This is a genomic window from Bacteroidota bacterium, assembly GCA_016713925.1.
Classification (GTDB): domain Bacteria; phylum Bacteroidota; class Bacteroidia; order AKYH767-A; family OLB10; genus JAJTFW01.
In genome coordinates this window covers 987,990-1,006,740 of sequence record JADJOH010000008.1, presented here as the reverse complement: position 1 = coordinate 1,006,740, position 18,751 = coordinate 987,990, and the positions used below count along the sequence as shown (strand labels likewise).

Below are 18,751 nucleotides of genomic sequence, written 5' to 3'. Positions count from 1 at the left end.
TTCTTATTATCAACTTGCAATATGCGGCAGGATAAGTGTAACAAGTTCCTTGTATTGTTTTTTAATTATTATTTGATAATCAATTATTTACAATCCTTTCAATTTGACTTATTTTAATATTTGCACTGTTTACTGTAACTTAGTGAAGAAAATTCACGCAAAATAAACTATGAAAAAACTGCTACTGGTAATTACCGGTCTGATCTTCTCTATGTCAGGTAGTTCACAAAGTTGGACCTATTCAAATGCTTCAGGGGGTAGAAACAATGCTGATGGCACTTTAGGACTTGAAAAAGACGCTTCCGGCAACATTTATTTACTGGCAGATTTTGAGGGCACGCGCACTTTCGGAGTGACTACATTAACTGCTATCGGCTTTTCAGACATCTATCTCACTAAATTTAATTCTGCAGGTACCCGACAATGGACTATTCCCATCAGTGGTCCTTTTCCTAATATCTTAGAAGCAACCGGTGTTACCTGTGATGCGGCAGGAAATGTATATGTTGCGGGCCATTTCAGTTATCAGGTTTCGTTTGGTGGCGGAACAACGGTATTAACAAATCCTGCAGGAAACAACGATGGTTTCATTGCGAAGTTTAATTCCTCCGGTGGATTTATCTGGGGAAAATCATTGACCGGAAATGGCAATGAACGCATTACCGCTATTGAAGCTTCAGGCACCTCCATTTATATCTGCGGAAGCTATACACTCTCCGCTTCATTTGGCAGTGTTAGTCTAGCAGCTCCTGCAACTGCCTTAGATGATGCCTTTCTCATTAAACTTGACAGTGCCGGAACCGGTGTTTGGGGAAAGAAAGGTGGTGGAAGTGCAGAAGACCGTGCTCTGGCAATAAACATCAGCAATAACAATGTGTATTGGGCCGGATATTTTAATGCTACCGGCACGTTTGGTGGTACGAATGTAGTTGCAGTGAATAATTCGTCGGACATGTTCATTGTTAAATTAGATGAACAAGGAACACAATTATGGGTAAAGGATTACGGTGGAAACTGGGGAGAGCAAATCAATGGTGTAAGTCAGGACCCCTGGGGAAATCCTTTTTGTACAGGTAATTTTTATGGTACTGTTTCATTTGGTACCGGCATGACCATCGTTGAAGCTTATGGAATGCAACCCGCAGGAAATGGAGATGCTTTTATTATTAAACTCAATAGTTCGGATGGTACCTGTCAATGGGTTCGACAAATCAAATGTATAAATGGAGATAATAATGAATTGAGTGCAGCTATCAGTACGGACCCCGGAGGAAGTGCTTACATTACCGGCTCATTTAGCGGAACAACTGTGTTCTCTACAAATACTTCTCAAACCGGATCCAGTCTTTCAGCAACCAATGGGAAAGATGCTTTCGTGGCAAAATATGGTCAAACGGGAACTTTATTATGGGTGCAAAAAATTGGCGCAACAAATAATGACAATGGTAAAGCTGTTGTTTGGGATACCAATGGAGATTGTATTGTTGCCGGAAATTTCGGAGGAAGTCTGACGATTGGATCTTTGCCAGCCATTTCTGCGGCCGGTTCAGGAATTTCCAGTCAGTATGTGGCCCGTTACGATGGATTGAGCACCGGACTCACCTCCTTTGATTCCGGTATTGCTTTCGAAGTATATCCAAACCCTGCGAATGATTTCATCACTGTTCTCACAAGTGAAACATTGCCTATAAGCAACTATGAAATTTATGGTGTAAATGGTTCGTTGCTATTATCCGATCAAATGTCACATCGTACATCAGAAATAAAATTAAATGTATCAGACTTAAAGCCTGGAATTTATTTTCTCCATATCACTTCAGGAGAAGAAAAAGGCATAAAGAAAATACAAGTGAATTAGTATGTGTTAAAGGAAGAAGGCTGGTTTTCGACAGGGAACCGGCCTTCTTTTATTTTGGGCCTGAACAACTAATCACTTCTTTCGATTCACAACCCGCTATACATTCTTTGAATTATTTTTTCTCGTCTAAAAACAATTCTCCTGCTTCCACTTTCCCTGCCAGGTCAAACAAGGATGTCTCCTTTAAGGAATTAAACAAAGTATTCCGACAAGTAACGTATTCCGCATGCAAAGGGCAAGGTCGTTCATGATCACAATTTTTCTTTCCCATCAAACAATTACTGGCAATCACCTTAGGATCTATCATCTTTAGAATTTCAAACGCCGACCTGTTCATCGCTGTATCCGCAATCCAAAACCCTCCACCCGGACCTTTCACCGAACTTACGATTTCATTTCGTACCAACTCCTGCATGATCTTCCCCAGAAAAAAATGAGGCACATCGATTCCATCTGATAACTCTTGCAAACTGATTTTCTTTTCCATTGAACCATGAAGTGCTATAAATGTCAACCCCCTCAATGCGTAAGCAAATTTTTTGGATAACATAATGGTGCAAAATTAAGGACAGAACATTTCAAATTACGCTGAGATCCATTACTAGTCTAAAACTATCGAGGCTGCATATCTCTTAAATAATTGAATTTATGCATGTTGCAAAATAATAATAAATTCTTATCATCTAATTATGTGAGAAAAGTCATTTTCAAAATAATTGTTCCCAAGTACGTTTGCAACGTAAATAAAAGACATAAAACTCTTTAATTTAGCCGAAACTCTAAACCACTTATTCATGAAACTCAAACTACTTATTACCTGTGCATTAAGCATTTCACTGTTTTCCTGCACTTCCAGACAAGAAGCAGAAGAAGCTGCTAAAGAATCTCCTTCGCCTGCAGAAGCCGCGATTGAACAACCGGAAGAACACGGAACCGAAGTCAAGGAAATTGTTCTTTCCAATCCATTGAATATGGAATGGGTAGAAGCTGCTAAAATTATTTATGATACCAAGTGTTTATCCTGCCATAAACTGACAGATGAAAAATTGGTTGGTCCGGGTTGGAAAGATGTGACAAAGAGAAGGCAACCTGTTTGGATTATGAACATGATCACCAATGTGGATATGATGTTGGAAGAAGATGAAGAAGCTCAAAAACTTCTTGAGCAATGTTTGGTTAGAATGCCCAATCAAAATATCAGTCAGGATGAAGCCCGTCAATTGATAGAATTCATGCGACATAATGATGGCGAAAAATAATATTTTAAATAGAAGTTAAATATCTACATCAACCAACTTATGAAAAGAAACTCGTTAATGAATTACGCAACACTGCCTCTCTTTCTGGTAGCATTACACGGTTGCGCACCTAAAAATCCAACGCAGGCCATCACAGGTGACGCGGCGGAAAAAGTATATGTAGCTCCTGGCAAACACGATGAATTCTACAATATCGTATCCGGAGGTTTTAGTGGTCAGGTAACTGTATACGGCTTACCTTCCGGAAGATTATTCCGACAGATTCCTGTTTTCTCACAACATCCTGAAAGCGGGTGGGGATATTCGGAAGAAACAAAACCAATGCTGATGACTTCACATGGTTTTGCACCCTGGGATGACTCACATCACATTGCGCTATCTACGACCAATGGTGAACACGATGGCAAATGGGCTTTCGTAAATGGAAACAACACACCACGTATAGCAAGGATAAGTCTGAAGACTTTCCGAACAGAAGAAATCATAGAAATTCCTAATGCTTCGGGAAACCACTCTTCTCCTTTCCTTACTGAAAATTCAGAATATGCGATTGCAGGAACACGCTTCTCCTTCCCATTGGATTATACAGGGGCTAATACAGATGTAGCGATCAATTCTTATAAAGAAAACTTTAAAGGCACTGTTTCCTTCGTTGCCATCAACAAAGAAACCGGCAACATGAATATTGCTTTTCAACTGTTATTACCCGGCATCAACTTCGACCTTTCAAGAGGAGGACGAGGTCCTTCGCGGGATTGGTTTTTCTTCAGTTGCTACAATACAGAACAAGCCAATACGCTTCTGGAAGTCAATGCCTCACAGAAGGACAAAGATTTTATCATGGCGGTCAATTGGAAAAAATGTGAAGAATATGCCAAAGCAGGGAAAGGCAAAATGCTGGGTGTAAAATATGCACATAACACTTATAGTGACGAAACCCATAGTGCGACATCAACAATTATTAAAGAGGTATTAACTTTAGATCCGAAAGAATTAAAAGATCTGATCTACTTCATGCCCTGTCCTAAATCACCACATGGATGTGACGTTGATCCCACAGGAAAATATATTGTTGGTTCCGGAAAATTGGCGGCAATCATTCCAGTATTTTCATTTGATAAAATTATCAAAGCTATTGGTGACAAAAATTTTGAAGGCGAATACGATGGTATACCTGTACTTAAGTATGATGCCGTACTACACGGTGAAGTTAAGAAGCCGGGATTAGGACCTCTGCATACTGAATTTGATGGAAAAGGATTTGCCTACACATCTTTCTTTGTATCTTCCGAAATTGTAAAATGGGATATTGAAAAACTTACGGTTGTAGATCGTGTACCTACTTACTACTCTATTGGTCACCTTTGTATTCCCGGCGGACCTACTGTTAAACCTCATGGTAAATACGTTATTGCCTACAATAAAATCACTAAAGATCGCTACCTGCCTACCGGTCCCGAATTAACGCAATCTGCACAGTTGTATGATATATCAGGCGAAAAGATGAAACTCCTGCTTGACTTCCCGACTATAGGAGAGCCTCACTACGCAGAAGCAATTCCTGCCACATTAGTAGCCCCCAACTCACTCAAGATTTTCAAAATTGAAGATAACAAACATGCTTATGTCACCAAGAGTGAAAAGGATGCGAGGGTGGTACGGGAAGGCAATAAAATCCATGTATACATGACCTCTATGCGCTCCCACTTTGTTCCGGATAATATCGAAGGAATTCGTTTGGGTGATGAAGTCTACTTTCATGTTACCAACCTCGAACAGGATTGGGATGTACCACATGGATTCGCAGTAAAAGGCGCCGGCAATGCAGAACTTCTGATCATGCCCGGAGAAACAGCCACCTTAAAATGGGTACCGGATCGTGTGGGTGTTCAAGCAATCTATTGTACTGACTTCTGTTCTGCTCTCCATCAGGAAATGCAAGGTTACGCACGTGTTTCACCTGCAGGTTCTTCAACTCCTTTGAAATGGAGTACCGGTGAAACTCCTGAAGCAGGACTACCGGCAGCTTCTAAATAATTTCTAATCTTCAAGAGGGTCATTCGGAATAACATTTACGGAAGATTCACAGCTGGTTTGTTTTACGGGTTAGTGATGTGTCCCGGATTATAAACCACAGCCAGAGCGAACTACCTAATGCAGTTTGTTCTTCTGAATGACTCTCTATGAAGTAAATAAATAAACATGAAACCAATTACCAGAATACTTATTGCACTTTCCTCCCTTTCGATGATTGCTACGTACTATGTCCCGCTATGGCAAATACAGCTTTGGGCACCACAATATCCGGAAGGATTAAATATGAAAATATGGCACAACCATTTGGGAGGCGCCTTCGATATCATCAATGGCCTTAACCACTATATCGGTATGCGGCTTATCAAAGATGAAATGTTTCCGGAATTCGCGTATATTGGAATTCTTATCGGCATTTATATAGCACTTGGATTGATTACTTCAATTTCCGGCAAGATCAATCTTCTTAAAGCATTTGTAGTTACCGGAGTTTTGTACGGCGTAGCTGCTTTATATGATTTTTACAGATGGGGTTATGATTATGGGCATAATTTGGATCCACATGCTGCCATTCAGGTACCTGGCATGTCTTATCAGCCTCCTGTAATCGGTTACAAAAACCTACTGAACTTTACTGCCTATTCCGGACCCGATATCGGAGGATGGATAATTATCGCCGCAAGTATTGTGGCAACTTTTCTTCTGGTGTATGAACTATTAATTGACAGAAAAAGAAAAAAAGCCGAGCTGCACATGACAGGAAAAATAGCACTGGTAGTACTGGCTTCAACTTTTATTTCATCCTGTTCTGCGCAAGGACCTTCTCCCATACAATTTGGTAAAGATGAATGCACCCATTGTAAAATGACTTTAACTGACCAGAAATTCGGTGCTGAAATCATCACTACTACTAATAAAGTTTACAAATACGATGATGTCAACTGTTTGGTGAATTATCTGAAAGCCTATCCGGATGTGGAGAAAAAAGTAAAAACAATCTACATTGTAGACTACAGTAATGCAGGAAATTTTATTCCAGTTACAGAAGCATTACTTCTTTACTCCGAAGAAATCAGAAGTCCGATGGGAAGTGCTATTGCTGCATTTTCCACTATACAGGACAGAGATGCCATTCAAAATCAACTATCGCTTTCTGAAACATTAACCTGGGAAAAAGTCAAAACAAGTTATTGATCGGAAAGCCATGAAAAAACTTCAGCTTTTAATCCTGATAACTTCTGCATTCCTGTTGAATTTTTCAAGGACGCAAGGCAAACAATTCTTTTGTGGCAAAGGAACATCTCTGCCCTATATTCAAGTGGCGTTGGACAATGCACAATCCGGAGATACCCTGATTGTTCGTACCGGCCACTACAAACAAGGAAATCTCTTTATCAAAAAGTCCATTTCATTTCTGGCAGAAAAAAACGTCCTGCTGGATGGAGAAAACAAATATGAAATTCTCACTATAACCGGCGATCAGGTTTGTATTAAAGGCTTCACTATTATGAATAGCGGAGTGATGAGCACCAAGGATCTTGCAGGAATAAAAATACTGGCATGCAGGAACATTTTATTGGAAAATAACATAGTGATCAATTGTAATTTCGGCATTTACCTTTCCAACACTAAACACTGTTTATTAAGAAATAACAGAATAAAAGGAAATGTAGTCCAGGATCCAAACACCGGAAACGGCATTCATGTCTGGAAAGCGGATAGTATTCAAATCATAAAAAATGAATCTACCGGACAGAGAGATGGAATTTATTTTGAATTTGTAACCAACTCTACCATCATCGATAATTTCTCTCACGAAAATCTGCGCTATGGCCTTCACTTCATGTTTTCGCATAGTAATACGTATACAAATAATCAATTTACAAAAAACGGAGCGGGAGTAGCCGTCATGTATTCTCATCATGTGAAGATGTACCATAATTCATTTGATCATAACTGGGGATCCAGTGCATACGGTATACTACTAAAAGACATTTCCGACAGCGAGGTAATGTTCAATAAATTCGAATACAACTCTGCCGGCATATATATGGAGGGAAGTAATCGCATTAAAATGGAACAAAACTCCTTCTACAATAACGGGTGGGCACTCCGCATACAAGCCAGTTGCACCGACAACTTCATCAACCGCAATAATTTCACAGGAAACACTTTTGATGTTTCCACGAATGGCGAAACACAACTCAACAATTTTTCAAACAATTACTGGGACAAGTACGAAGGATATGATCTCAACAAAGATGGTTATGGAGATATTCCTTATCGCCCCGTAAGTCTGTTTTCTATGATCATAGAGCAACTGCCTCCTTCGTTACTCCTTATACGAAGTTTCATGGTTTATCTGTTGGATAAAGCCGAAAAAATAATACCATCTCTCACTCCTATTCATCTCATGGATGAGTTACCTCAAATGAGAATGATAAAATTCAAGGAAACAAAAAAGTCGCTTAGTTCAACTTTACCCTACCTGTATTATCAACCTAAATTAAACATTCAATATTTGAAAACATGAAAAAAAACAAATTATTCCTGGGTGTGCTTGGCATGGCCCTCACCACAATGACCATCTTGTCAGGATGCGGAGGTAGCACTGGAACTGAAACCACCACTGAAGCCACAACTGAAGAAGCAGTGGCTGATGCCGGTCAATCTGCCGTGAAAGATGATGAATCACAAAAAGATGTTGTAAAAGTTGCCATCGGAAGTAAGGATCATACCACATTGGTGGCTGCGGTTCAGGCGGCAGAGCTGGTAGATGTGCTGAGCAATGCAGGCCCTTTCACCGTTTTTGCTCCAACCAATGATGCATTCAATTTGCTACCTGCCGGAACAGTTGATGATCTTGTTAAACCGGAGAACAAAGAGAAGTTGCAGGATATATTGCAATACCATGTAGCGGTTGCTGTTTACAAACCTGAAATGTTTCGTGATGGTCAGGTAATTGGCATGGCGAATAGCGGAAATATCACTATCAGTGTAAAAGACGGAAAAACAATGGTAAATGGCAAAGCAACAATCCTTGCCAGTGTGAATGCCTCCAATGGCATAATCCATGTAATTGATCAGGTACTCCTGGAAGAAAAGAAATAGTGATTACCATTGAAAATATCAGTAAGGCATTTGGTAAGGTAAAAGTCCTTGACCAGTTAACTCTTGAACTATTCAGGGGCCAGTCAGTAGCATTGATTGGCCCCAATGGTTCGGGGAAAACAACTTTGATTAAATGCCTGCTGGGTCTCGCCATTCCTGATTCCGGCATTATCAAAATTGACGGGAATGATGTAAAAGGAGAATGGCAATACCGAAGCAGGATTGGCTATATGCCCCAAATAGGTCGATATCCCGATAATATTACGGTAATGCAATTGCTAGAAATGATAAAGGAGATTCGAAAAGGAACTTATGATGTATTGGATGAAGAGTTACTGGAATCATTTCATGTTAAATCCTTTGGCAATAAAACCATGCGAACACTGAGCGGTGGAACACGCCAGAAAGTAAGTGCCTGTCTTGCATTTATGTTCGATCCTGAAATATTGATACTGGATGAACCTACAGCAGGACTTGATCCGGTCTCTGCAGAGATATTAAAGGAAAAAGTGAAAACAGAACAACGAAAAGGTAAACTCGTCCTGATCACATCTCATATCCTAAGCGACCTGGAGGACTTAACAAATGAAGTAGCATTCATCAATGAAGGGCGCTTAATCTTCTTCAAACAAGTAGAAGCCATAAAAAAAGAAACCGGTTCCGGAAATCTTTCAAAGGCCATTGCAAGAATTATGCAGGAGCAAAATCTGATCACTCCGATAGACAATATCCTATAAATTATTTTTATGTTTACATCCAATAATAGTCCGCATCGCATTGAATCATTTCCTGCTCTTTCTCTTCAAGGAGATGAGGAGAACTTAACTTTACGTAAAACCACTTCAACACGAATGTCAGCAAAAGAAACAAAGGCTGGTAAAAAATACCTGATGCTGAGATTGCTTAAATATGTCCTGCTGGATATACTAAAGAACCGTATGGTTATTTTTTATGCCCTGTTTCTCTTTGTCATTTCTACCGGTCTCTTTTCCATCAGCGGAGATCCGACTAAGGGTATAGCCAGTTTGCTAAATGTCGTATTGCTTGTAACACCCTTGTTAAGTATCATCTTCGCGACCATCTACTTTTACAACTCCTATGAGTTTATTGAATTACTTTCTTCACAACCCATACAAAGAAAGACTATTCTCTATAGTCAATATGCAGGTTTGACAATTTCGTTGCTCTTATCGCTCATCACCGGATTAGGCATTCCTCTGTTAATTTTCGCACCCACACACGAAAGCCTCATTTTATTACTGGCGGCATGCGGTTTAACCATGGCCTTTGTTTCACTCGCACTTTTGTCTGCGCTGTTAACCCGTGATAAAGCACGCGGTATCGGTCTTTCCATTTTACTATGGTTTTACTTTACCATTCTATACGATGCATTCCTGTTAATGATCATGTTTGCTTTTATGGATTACCCGATGGAAACGGTGACTTTAGTTATGGTGGCTTTAAATCCGATCGATCTTGCAAGAGTTGTTGTACTCATGCAGCTGGACATCTCCGCATTGATGGGATATACAGGAGCCATGATGCAGGATATTTTGGGGAAAAGTCAGGGCGTATTTGCAGCTACATTGGTGATGACACTTTGGATTATTCTGCCTCTCACCATTGCGGCAGGTAAATTTAAGAGAAGAGATCTCTGAAAATCAGAGCAAGTGGAATATGAAATATTAAAAAACTAATTCACTCTGTTCTTAAAACGGCAAACACCTTCTTCAAGAAACTTTTTATATTGATCTGCATCGGGTGTATATCCTTTTGGCAAAGCGAGTAGTTTACCCTGATGATCGAGCAATACATAATAGGGCTGGGAATTGGTTTGATAAATCCGGCTTTGAAGATCACTCCATTTGTTACCGGTGGACTTAATTTTCTTCCCGCTGAATTCGCTGGTATACTGCTCATTTTCCGGGAGCGGCGTTTTATCATCTACATAAAGAGAGATAAGCACATAATCATCCGAAAGAATTTTTAAGATCTGAGGTTGCGACCAGACATTATCTTCCATCTTACGACAATTCACACAACTCCATCCGGTAAAATCAATCATGACCGGTTTTCCGGTCTGCTTTGCGTAGGCCATTCCCGATTCATAATCATGATAACAATTCAGGTTATGCGGACAACTTCCGGAATGACTACCTGCTCCATCAGAATGAGCAATCCATTCTTTATAAAACTCCGGTGGAGGGAAGCCACTAATGATACGCAAGGGCGCACCCCATAAACCCGGGATCAGATAAATGGTAAATGTCAATGTAAGTATCGCAAAAATCAGACGACCGGTACCGAGATAAGGCATGTCACTATCATGTGAAAATTTTATTTTTCCCATAAGATATAAACTCATCAGACCAAAAATGGCAATCCAGATCGCGATGAACACTTCTCTCTTCAACAATCCCCAGTGATAAGCAAGGTCGACATTGGAGAGAAATTTCAGGGCAAGGGCAAGCTCTAAAAATCCTAAAACCACTTTCACGGAATTGAGCCATCCACCGGACTTTGGCAATGAATTCAACCATCCGGGAAATGCTGCGAACAATCCAAAAGGTAAAGCAAGGGCTAATGCAAATCCGGTCATCCCCATGATGGGTCCCAGATACGATGATCCTCGCGCTGCCTCTACCAACAAAGTTCCTATAATAGGTCCGGTACAGGAGAAAGAAACCAGGCTTAAAGTAAATGCCATAAAGAAAATTCCAATCAACCCACCTTTATCTGAAGCCTGGTCCGCCTTATTCACCCATGAACTGGGGAGTGTAATTTCAAATGCTCCAAAAAAGGACAAGGCAAATATGAAGAAGATCACAAAGAACAACATATTAAACACCACATTACTGGCCATGGCATTGAGCGCATCGGATCCCAGCGTTACAGTAACCAGAAATCCCAGCAACACATAAATCAAAATGATGGATACGGCATAAATTATGGCATTGGCAATACCTTTACTTTTCGTCGGACTTCGCTTCGTAAAAAAACTTACCGTTAATGGAATCATGGGAAACACACAAGGTGTGAGCAGCGCCAGCAATCCACCGATCATACCGGCGATGAATATCCCCCAAAATGATTTATCAGATGCTTCTTCCTTTGTCCCATCGCCGCATCCGGGTTCAAGTACTGCGATATCTGCGCTCGGCTCATTAATTTTACCGGGTGTAGATGGAGGTGTTCCTACATTGTTCTGAAGTGTAGTATCAACAGTTACAGGTAAAGTGGTTGCAGTGTCGGCCACCAGGGATGAATCCTTTGCACTTGGTTTTGGTGTTTCACCTGTTGTTTCTGAGGCTTTTGCATCCCCTTTCACAGGAATACTAAACTCAATTTCTTCGGGTGGTAAGCACATCTGATCATTGCAGACCATGAATTCCAGCGAACCTTTTACGTCAAAGGCTGACTTTGAATTCAATTTTATCTTCTGACGAAAAATGGCTTCTTCGCCATAGTACTTCACTTTCATATCAAAATTGACGTCATACACTTCTTCAGCAAAAGGCTCTGTTGTTTTACCATCGAGTGAATAATTCTTATCGGGAGTGAATTTAAAAGTAGTGGGGATTGGTCCACCGGCCGGTATATCCTGAGCGTATAAATGCCAGCCCTTGTCTATTTTGGCCTTCAAAACCAAGGTGGCTGCACTACCTTTTTGCTCAATACTATATGCCCATTTTACCGGGCGCTGAATCTGACTATACAGACTGCCAAATGAAAAAACCAGCAGCAGCGAGAGGAATATTCTTAGGTTTCGCATATACTACGCAGTAATTTGAATAGGTTTCAAAGATAGTTAATCAAACATAAAGAATAAATGACCTGAATATTGTCTTAAACGACTCTTCTTCAGTCCTTCTTCAGATAAAAATACGACATCTGTCCGGCCACATCGTCATAGGTTACCGGGTTCTTTTCCCAATAGTTATAAAAATAACTCATTAAAGCAAAATCCCCGGAACAACCTGCTGTGTGCATGAGAAGGGCTCCATAGCTTACCCAGGAAAAAGGCTCCGGCAAATAAAAAAACAAGGAGATGAACAGCGTGTTTATCAGCAGAAAAGGGGCAATAGCCAGTAAAACAAACTGCTTTTTATTGGCCACAAAACGATCCGCCATTGCATAAAAAACCATTTGTTTCCAGACGGCTTTATACGTTACTTTTTCAGCACCCGCCAGTTTATATCCAATGCCATGAATCAGCTCATGAACAGGGACTATCAGAAAAAACAGAAAAAAACTGAGGAAGAATTTCAGGAGACTATCGGCTGCCGAATCTGCCAGAAAAACAAAACAGACTCCTACAGAGACCAAACGAAGGTTGAACAACAAATAAAAAATGGTCACCGGGTTTTTGATAAAGAAGTACTGTTTGATAAAGGCCACTAAGTCCAGGTGAGCAAGATGAACATGTAAAACATATCCGTTTTGCTCCAGATTATCGGGGGTTAGGGGTTTTGGCACTCCCCAAATTTATGGTTTTTACCCGTGCTGCGAAAAGGCAGTTACAACAACTTCACCCCTTAACGACATGGATTGTGGTGAATTCATCAAATAAAACTTTCAGCAGCTATGTCACCTGATTCCCGGTTTTGAAGGTGACTTTATTGCTTTAATCACCTATCAATAAAACAACATGAAATACCAAAAGCTTTGATATTTTTGTACTGTAAAAATCCAAAATAATGATTGTAGACACTTTAAGATATCCCATAGGAAAATTCAATCCTCCTGAACAAATCACAGAAGAAGACATCAGCAAATGGATTGCTATTATTGAATCACTACCCTTAAAAATGAGAGAGGCGGTGAATGGCCTCACTTCACAACAGTTAGATTCTCCTTATCGGGAAGGAGGCTGGACGATCCGTCAGGTAGTACATCATATGGCCGACAGTCATATGAATGCCTACATCCGTTTCAAATTAGCTTTAACAGAAGATAACCCTACCATAAAACCATACCTCGAAGAAAAGTGGGCCGAACAAATTGAAGCCCGACACGGACAAATAGAGATGTCGCTGAGAATTCTTGAAGCCCTGCATCATCGCTGGACTGTCGTTTTATCAAATATCTACTCCACTGACTGGAAGAGGACCTATTATCATCCGGAAAACAAAAAAACAACTTCCCTTGAACATGCTTTAGGATTATATGCATGGCATAGCCAACATCACCTTGCACATATTTTAAATTATCGAATGGGCAAAGGTTGGTAGTTTTAATCAGAAGGCACTGTCTATAAATGAACAGTGCCTTCTGCTTGGCACTTATTCAAACTTTAGTCTGTGCAGAAGATAAATCACTCCGGCAAAGAGGAAGAAAGCTACTGCCTGATGCATGACGCCTAACCATAAAGGCACTTGCATTAACAAAGTGAGTATACCTAAAAGCACCTGCATAAAAATACCGGCCAACAGAAACCATACTGCATTTTTTTGTCCGGGATTTAAATTTGTTTTGAATAGTTTTATGGAATAGATGATAATGAAGAAGGCAAGTATATAAGCTAGTCCACGATGTATAAACTGTATACTCGCAAGATTATTAATCAGGCTTGAAATTCCGTCCTTTGTCCAGGCAAATCCTATCGATTCCGGCACCCATTCCACACCCATCTTCGGCCATGTATTATACGTCCATCCTGCTTTCGTACCGGCTACAAAAGCTCCATAGATCACTTGTAGAGTCAACAATAAAAGTAAAGTGAATGCATGTTTTCTAAACGACGTTAATTCTGTAGCGTTAGAAACTTTTCGGTTATATAATTGAGTTAGCGCCACCCAGAAAATATATCCAAAAGTGATAAAGGCGAAAGTCAGATGAATAGCCAGGCGAATATGACTTACTCTGATATTTTGTGACAATCCGCTCGCCACCATATACCATCCCAAAAATCCTTGAATACCCCCCAGCACGAACATAAGAATCAACTTCGGCATCAGACCTTTAGGAATTGCTTTCCGGACATAAAAATAAAGGAGACCTATAATAAAAACCAATCCGATCATTCTACCGAACAAGCGATGAATATATTCCCAGAAGTAAATAAATTTAAAATCTGAAAGTGTGAAATGCGCATTTACAGATTTAAACTGAGGTATTTGTTTGTACTTTTCAAATTCAGCATTCCATTGCACCTCGTTCAGGGGCGGAATAGTTCCGGTGACTACCTTCCATTCAGTAATAGACAAACCTGATCCGGTAAGACGGGTAATTCCTCCAACTACCACCATTCCGAAGACAAGAAAACAGCCACTAAGCAACCACACAATTAATTGATAGCGTAGTTTATTGGAAGTTTCCATACGGTTTTTCTAGGTAATGTTATGCGGGCTTCTCCGCTTCTTTCATAACAATTTGAGCAGTGGTTCTGCTTCTCTGTTCCAGTAATATATCTCTTCCCTGACTCAAAGTCTCAATGGTAGAAGGATAATAATAGCGAATGGTATAAAGTTGGAGTCCTGCATTGTACCTGACCCAATAATCCTTTTTCAACAACTCAATCAATTTTGGGGTTTTAAATGCATCATCATCTATACAAACAGAAAAAGATATAGCAGAGTTTTGCATGAGGTTCATTTTTACACCCAAATCAGCGAAACAGGAAAAAATAGAACTTAAATTCTCTTCCGCGATAAAAGAAAAATCCTTGGCCGCTATAGAAATAAGCACCTGATCTGATTTAAAAATAAAAGACGGCACCTGCGGCTTGGTTTGAAGGTCCTTGCCGATAACCGTACCTTTTGCCTGAGGCTGCAGAAAAGATTTTACATACAAAGGGATATTCTTGTTCTCCAGCGGCTTTATTGTTTTTGGATGAATCACCGAAGCACCATAATACGCCAATTCAATGGCATCATGATAGCTCAGTTGTTCCAGTTTCTGCGCATCATTAAAAAATTTGGGATCGGCATTTAATACCCCCGGAACATCCTTCCAAATCGTCAAGGATTCGGCTTCCAGAATATGGGCCAGAATTGCTGCTGTATAATCTGATCCTTCACGACCAAGCGTAGTGGTATAATTTTCTGAAGTAGCTCCAATAAAACCTTGCGTAATGACAATAGGATTTCTTTCATTGATCAAATCAGGAATGACGGCCTTCACCCGCTTTGCACTCTCCTCCCAGTTCACTTTGCCTTCGCGGTACGTATTATCCGTGAGTAAACAATCGCGGATATCGACCCACCTGTTGGCAATTCCCATACCATCAAGAAAATAGCTGATAATAGTGGTTGAAATCAATTCTCCAAAGGAAACGATCTGGTCATAAACAAAATCATATTCACGGGGCTCTTCTTCCAGCACCCATTCCATCTCGACGAAATAATTATTGACTTTCGTATATACTTCAGCGTTAGCATCCGGAAACAACTGTTCCATTAATTGGACGTGAAAACTCCTTACTTCATTCAATAAAGCTCCAGCTTCCCCGGATCCTGAACAATAGGATTTCACGACTTTCTCAAGGGCATTTGTGGTCTTAGCCATAGCAGAAACGACTACTACGAGTGGTTCTCCCGGATACAATTTTAAAATGGAGGATACATTCTTTACAGATTCTACATCCTTTACCGAAGCACCGCCAAACTTGAAGATTTTCATTGAATAATTTTATTCGCGTTATTACTTTTTTTGTTAAGAATTTAAAACGTTCAAAAGGTAACTCAACACTGTACCTCCGGAATTCTACAGCCAATTTTCAACCTGCGATTGATCTAGTTTACAATTAATCCATCCTGCATCAAAATTTGCTTTATACTTCTCATAGAAACGAATAGCGGGTTCATTCCAGTCCAGCACTTGCCAATGCAGTTGTTTCGCCTGCATGCGTTTGGCATCTCTGATCACTTCCGCAAATAGAAGTTTCCCAATTCCTTTGCCACGCATCTTTTCCGTTACCACTATATCATCCAGATAAACGCCCTTCCCTTTCCAGGTACTGTACTTCAAATGATAAACAGCTGTTCCATAGACTACGCCATTCTCTTCGGCAACAAGACAAAAGAAAACGGGATGAGGTCCAAAGCCATCAACAAGCATATCTTCAATAGTATTGGTCACTTCGTGTGGAGCCTTTTCAAATAATGCAAGTTCACAGATCAAAGCATGAACGGCGGGCATATCATCTTTTGTACCTTTGCGGACAACAATATTCATGGGGGCAAAAGTAAATCATTCTGAAGTCCCTTCTTAAAAAAATGAAATTACATTACCGGATTCTTGGAGAAGGTGTACCTATATTAATTTTACACGGACTTTTTGGCATGAGTGATAACTGGCAGAGTTTCGCACGAAGCCTGGCAGACAACGGCTTTAAAGTAATTTTGCCCGACTTGCGCAATCACGGGCATTCCCCACACGATCCTTTTCATACCTACCCTCTAATGGCTCAGGATATAGCCGGACTCATTAAGGAGAATCATTTGCATTCACCTGTAGTGTTAGGACATAGTATGGGAGGCAAAGTATGCCTGCAACTGCTGAATGACCATCCCGGATTGATTCAAAAATGCATTGTAGTGGATATTGCACCATGGCGATATCCTATTCATCACCGGGAAATACTCGACGCTTTGCTTGCTGTTGACATCTTACAAATCCACTCCCGAAAAGAGGCGGAAACTGTACTTGATGACGCTATTCATGATTCGGGCATTAAACAATTTTTGCTCAAAAATCTATATCGAAAGGGTGATAATCATTTTGCCTGGCGGTTTAACCTAAACATCATCAATCAACAGATTGAAGAAGTAGGCGAACCCACCTGGCCGCGCGATCAGATCTCCACTCCTGTTTTATTTATTAAAGGAGAAAAATCAGGATATATTGATCCCTTCCGGATGAATGAAATTTTACAATGGTATCCAAATGCTGAACTCGTAAATATTCCGAATGCCGGCCACTGGGTGCACGCGGAACAACCGCAATTATTGCTGGAAGAAGTATTGCATTTTCTAAAATGATTTCAATTTCTCCTGTTAATTTAATTGTTAAAAACAATTTCTATACTAAAAACTATAGGCTACCGGCTTCGGGCTACCGGCTACCTGCCATTTCGCATAGACGCTATTGGTAGAATTCAAGAAGATTGTATAGCGGGAGTGCGGTGAGGTTTAGGGTTTAAGGTTTAAGGTTTAAAGTTTAAGGTTTAAGGTTTTCATATGGCATGCGTTCGCAGAGCTATGAAAACTTTAATCCATACACCAAACCAAACAAACCTTAAACTTTGAACATTGAACTTTGAACATTGAACTTTGAACATTGAACGTTGAACATTGAACATTGAACTTTGAACATTGAACATTGAACATTGAACCTTGAACTTTAAACCTGCCTTACTTCCACTCCAATGTTTTCAGCATGTGAAGAATATCTTCTCTAACATAACTTTGAACAGGAGCGAGAGAATCGGCATTGGGAGGTGCATTGAAATAAACAGCACCCCGAAGAAAATGATGAACGCTATCGGTGACATAAAACTGTGTAGAGGAAGCCGCCTGTCCGCCCAGGGTATAGAGGACACCACTCACGCCCGGTCTAAAGGAAATCACTTGTTCATCTATAGAACTGGCTCTGGAAGTATGTTTGTAAACAAGGGTATGGGTATCGTCCAGAAACTTATTAATGTCACCATGCAGTGGTTTATACGTAAGATAAATCTGACCGTTAATCTTTGGCATTACCAGGTACCACCAGCAGGATTCTGACAAACGATTGGTATCGGGAACCGGGATAATATAATCTGCGATTTCAAATTTATAAGAGCAGCCGGCCGGATCAAACAATGAATATTTCCTTTCAGGTAATTCAATTCTGTAATACCCTCTTGGCTTCGGTGTAGTCACTTCTTCTCCACAAGAGAACAGTGAAAGCATCGAACTTATAATGATGACCTGCAGGCCGGTTTTCATAAATTTTATTTGGAATTAATTGCTTTTGATGATTGAATACGTCGAGACCATTCGATAGATTTTAATCGACTTTCAAACCTCTTCCACACAGGAGTAGGTCAATGAACCGGAGAACTATGATCCCTGGTTAAAAAGGCAAATCACCACCCAAATCGTTCAAAGGAGGAGGAGTGGGCTCATGAGTTGCCGCATCGCCGGAATGCCCGCCACTTTGAGCATCTCTTTTAGTCAGCATTGTCATGTTCTCTGCAATAATTTCAGTAGCATATCGCTTAATGCCATCTTTCTCCCAACTACGCGTTCTCAACTTCCCTTCAATAAAAACCATATGCCCTTTCCTCAACTGGAGTTTTTCAGCAGCTTCTGCAAGACCACGCCACAAAACAATATTATGCCATTCGGTCTGATCCTGTCGTTGTCCGTCCTTATTTTTAAAATATTCAGTTGTTGCCAGAGGAAATTTAGCAACCATAATTCCACCTTCCATGTGACGGTATTCGGGATCCTTACCCAAATTACCAATGAGAAATACTTTGTTGACGCCTGACATAGTTTTGTAG

18 protein-coding genes are annotated in these 18,751 nt (G+C 40.4%); 10 read left to right on the top strand and 8 right to left on the bottom strand.

Annotated elements, in window-relative coordinates:
- Positions 1-169 precede the first annotated feature (169 nt).
- Positions 170-1,858 (top strand): T9SS type A sorting domain-containing protein, encoded by a 1,689-nt coding sequence (locus IPJ86_18060; protein MBK7889124.1) that lies wholly within the window; start codon positions 170-172, stop codon positions 1,856-1,858.
- A 112-nt stretch (positions 1,859-1,970) separates the two neighbouring features.
- On the opposite strand, the gene IPJ86_18055 is transcribed toward IPJ86_18060, so the two are convergent.
- Positions 1,971-2,408, bottom strand: a complete 438-nt coding sequence (locus IPJ86_18055) for an Rrf2 family transcriptional regulator (protein MBK7889123.1) — start codon at positions 2,406-2,408, stop codon at positions 1,971-1,973.
- A gap of 244 nt (positions 2,409-2,652) precedes the next feature.
- On the opposite strand from IPJ86_18055, the gene IPJ86_18050 reads away from it, so the two are divergent.
- From IPJ86_18050 to IPJ86_18020, 7 genes are all read left to right on the top strand, one after another.
- Positions 2,653-3,117: a cytochrome c gene (locus IPJ86_18050; protein ID MBK7889122.1), complete on the top strand. Its 465-nt coding sequence runs from the start codon at positions 2,653-2,655 to the stop codon at positions 3,115-3,117.
- A 39-nt stretch (positions 3,118-3,156) separates the two neighbouring features.
- Positions 3,157-5,154 carry a Sec-dependent nitrous-oxide reductase gene (gene nosZ, locus IPJ86_18045; GenBank protein MBK7889121.1) on the top strand — a complete coding sequence of 666 codons (1,998 nt, stop codon included), beginning with the start codon at positions 3,157-3,159 and terminating at the stop codon, positions 5,152-5,154.
- A gap of 165 nt (positions 5,155-5,319) precedes the next feature.
- Complete coding sequence (locus tag IPJ86_18040; protein MBK7889120.1) at positions 5,320-6,345, top strand: nitrous oxide reductase accessory protein NosL; 1,026 nt, start codon at positions 5,320-5,322, stop codon at positions 6,343-6,345.
- 10 nt (positions 6,346-6,355) lie between these two features.
- Positions 6,356-7,684, top strand: coding sequence for a nitrous oxide reductase family maturation protein NosD (locus tag IPJ86_18035; protein MBK7889119.1), 1,329 nt, complete (start codon positions 6,356-6,358; stop codon positions 7,682-7,684).
- Positions 7,681-8,262 carry a fasciclin domain-containing protein gene (locus tag IPJ86_18030; GenBank protein MBK7889118.1) on the top strand — a complete coding sequence of 194 codons (582 nt, stop codon included), beginning with the start codon at positions 7,681-7,683 and terminating at the stop codon, positions 8,260-8,262. The genes IPJ86_18035 and IPJ86_18030 overlap by 4 nt, the downstream gene beginning before the upstream one ends.
- On the top strand, positions 8,262-8,999 hold the full coding sequence (locus tag IPJ86_18025) for an ABC transporter ATP-binding protein (protein MBK7889117.1): 738 nt from the start codon (positions 8,262-8,264) through the stop codon (positions 8,997-8,999). The genes IPJ86_18030 and IPJ86_18025 overlap by 1 nt, the downstream gene beginning before the upstream one ends.
- A 153-nt stretch (positions 9,000-9,152) precedes the next feature.
- Positions 9,153-9,920, top strand: coding sequence for an ABC transporter permease subunit (locus IPJ86_18020; GenBank protein MBK7889116.1), 768 nt, complete (start codon positions 9,153-9,155; stop codon positions 9,918-9,920).
- A gap of 35 nt (positions 9,921-9,955) precedes the next feature.
- Here IPJ86_18020 and IPJ86_18015 read toward each other — a convergent pair whose 3' ends face one another.
- Positions 9,956-12,034 carry a thioredoxin family protein gene (locus tag IPJ86_18015; GenBank protein ID MBK7889115.1) on the bottom strand — a complete coding sequence of 693 codons (2,079 nt, stop codon included), beginning with the start codon at positions 12,032-12,034 and terminating at the stop codon, positions 9,956-9,958.
- Positions 12,035-12,123: 89 nt separating this feature from the next.
- Entirely contained in the window at positions 12,124-12,738 is a 615-nt protein-coding gene (locus IPJ86_18010) for a DUF3267 domain-containing protein (GenBank protein ID MBK7889114.1), read from the bottom strand.
- 221 nt (positions 12,739-12,959) lie between these two features.
- Here IPJ86_18010 and bstA point away from each other — a divergent pair, with 221 nt between their 5' ends.
- A complete protein-coding gene (gene bstA / locus IPJ86_18005) occupies positions 12,960-13,493 on the top strand; it encodes a bacillithiol transferase BstA (protein ID MBK7889113.1) in 534 nt (177 codons plus the stop codon).
- 51 nt (positions 13,494-13,544) lie between these two features.
- Here bstA and IPJ86_18000 read toward each other — a convergent pair whose 3' ends face one another.
- The 3 genes from IPJ86_18000 to IPJ86_17990 form a co-directional block, all read right to left on the bottom strand.
- On the bottom strand, positions 13,545-14,582 hold the full coding sequence (locus IPJ86_18000) for a COX15/CtaA family protein (protein ID MBK7889112.1): 1,038 nt from the start codon (positions 14,580-14,582) through the stop codon (positions 13,545-13,547).
- A gap of 19 nt (positions 14,583-14,601) precedes the next feature.
- Entirely contained in the window at positions 14,602-15,882 is a 1,281-nt protein-coding gene (locus IPJ86_17995; protein MBK7889111.1) for an aspartate kinase, read from the bottom strand.
- 84 nt (positions 15,883-15,966) lie between these two features.
- Entirely contained in the window at positions 15,967-16,437 is a 471-nt protein-coding gene (locus IPJ86_17990) for a GNAT family N-acetyltransferase (GenBank protein ID MBK7889110.1), read from the bottom strand.
- 41 nt (positions 16,438-16,478) lie between these two features.
- Between IPJ86_17990 and IPJ86_17985 the strand changes: the two genes are divergently transcribed.
- Positions 16,479-17,243 carry an alpha/beta fold hydrolase gene (locus IPJ86_17985; GenBank protein ID MBK7889109.1) on the top strand — a complete coding sequence of 255 codons (765 nt, stop codon included), beginning with the start codon at positions 16,479-16,481 and terminating at the stop codon, positions 17,241-17,243.
- 372 nt (positions 17,244-17,615) lie between these two features.
- Here IPJ86_17985 and IPJ86_17980 read toward each other — a convergent pair whose 3' ends face one another.
- Positions 17,616-18,191 carry a gliding motility lipoprotein GldD gene (locus IPJ86_17980; protein ID MBK7889108.1) on the bottom strand — a complete coding sequence of 192 codons (576 nt, stop codon included), beginning with the start codon at positions 18,189-18,191 and terminating at the stop codon, positions 17,616-17,618.
- 127 nt (positions 18,192-18,318) lie between these two features.
- The gene (gene ssb / locus IPJ86_17975; protein ID MBK7889107.1) at positions 18,319-18,741 is read right to left on the bottom strand and encodes a single-stranded DNA-binding protein; all 423 of its coding nucleotides are present in this window, start codon (positions 18,739-18,741) and stop codon (positions 18,319-18,321) included.
- Between the last annotated feature and the right edge of the window lie 10 nt (positions 18,742-18,751).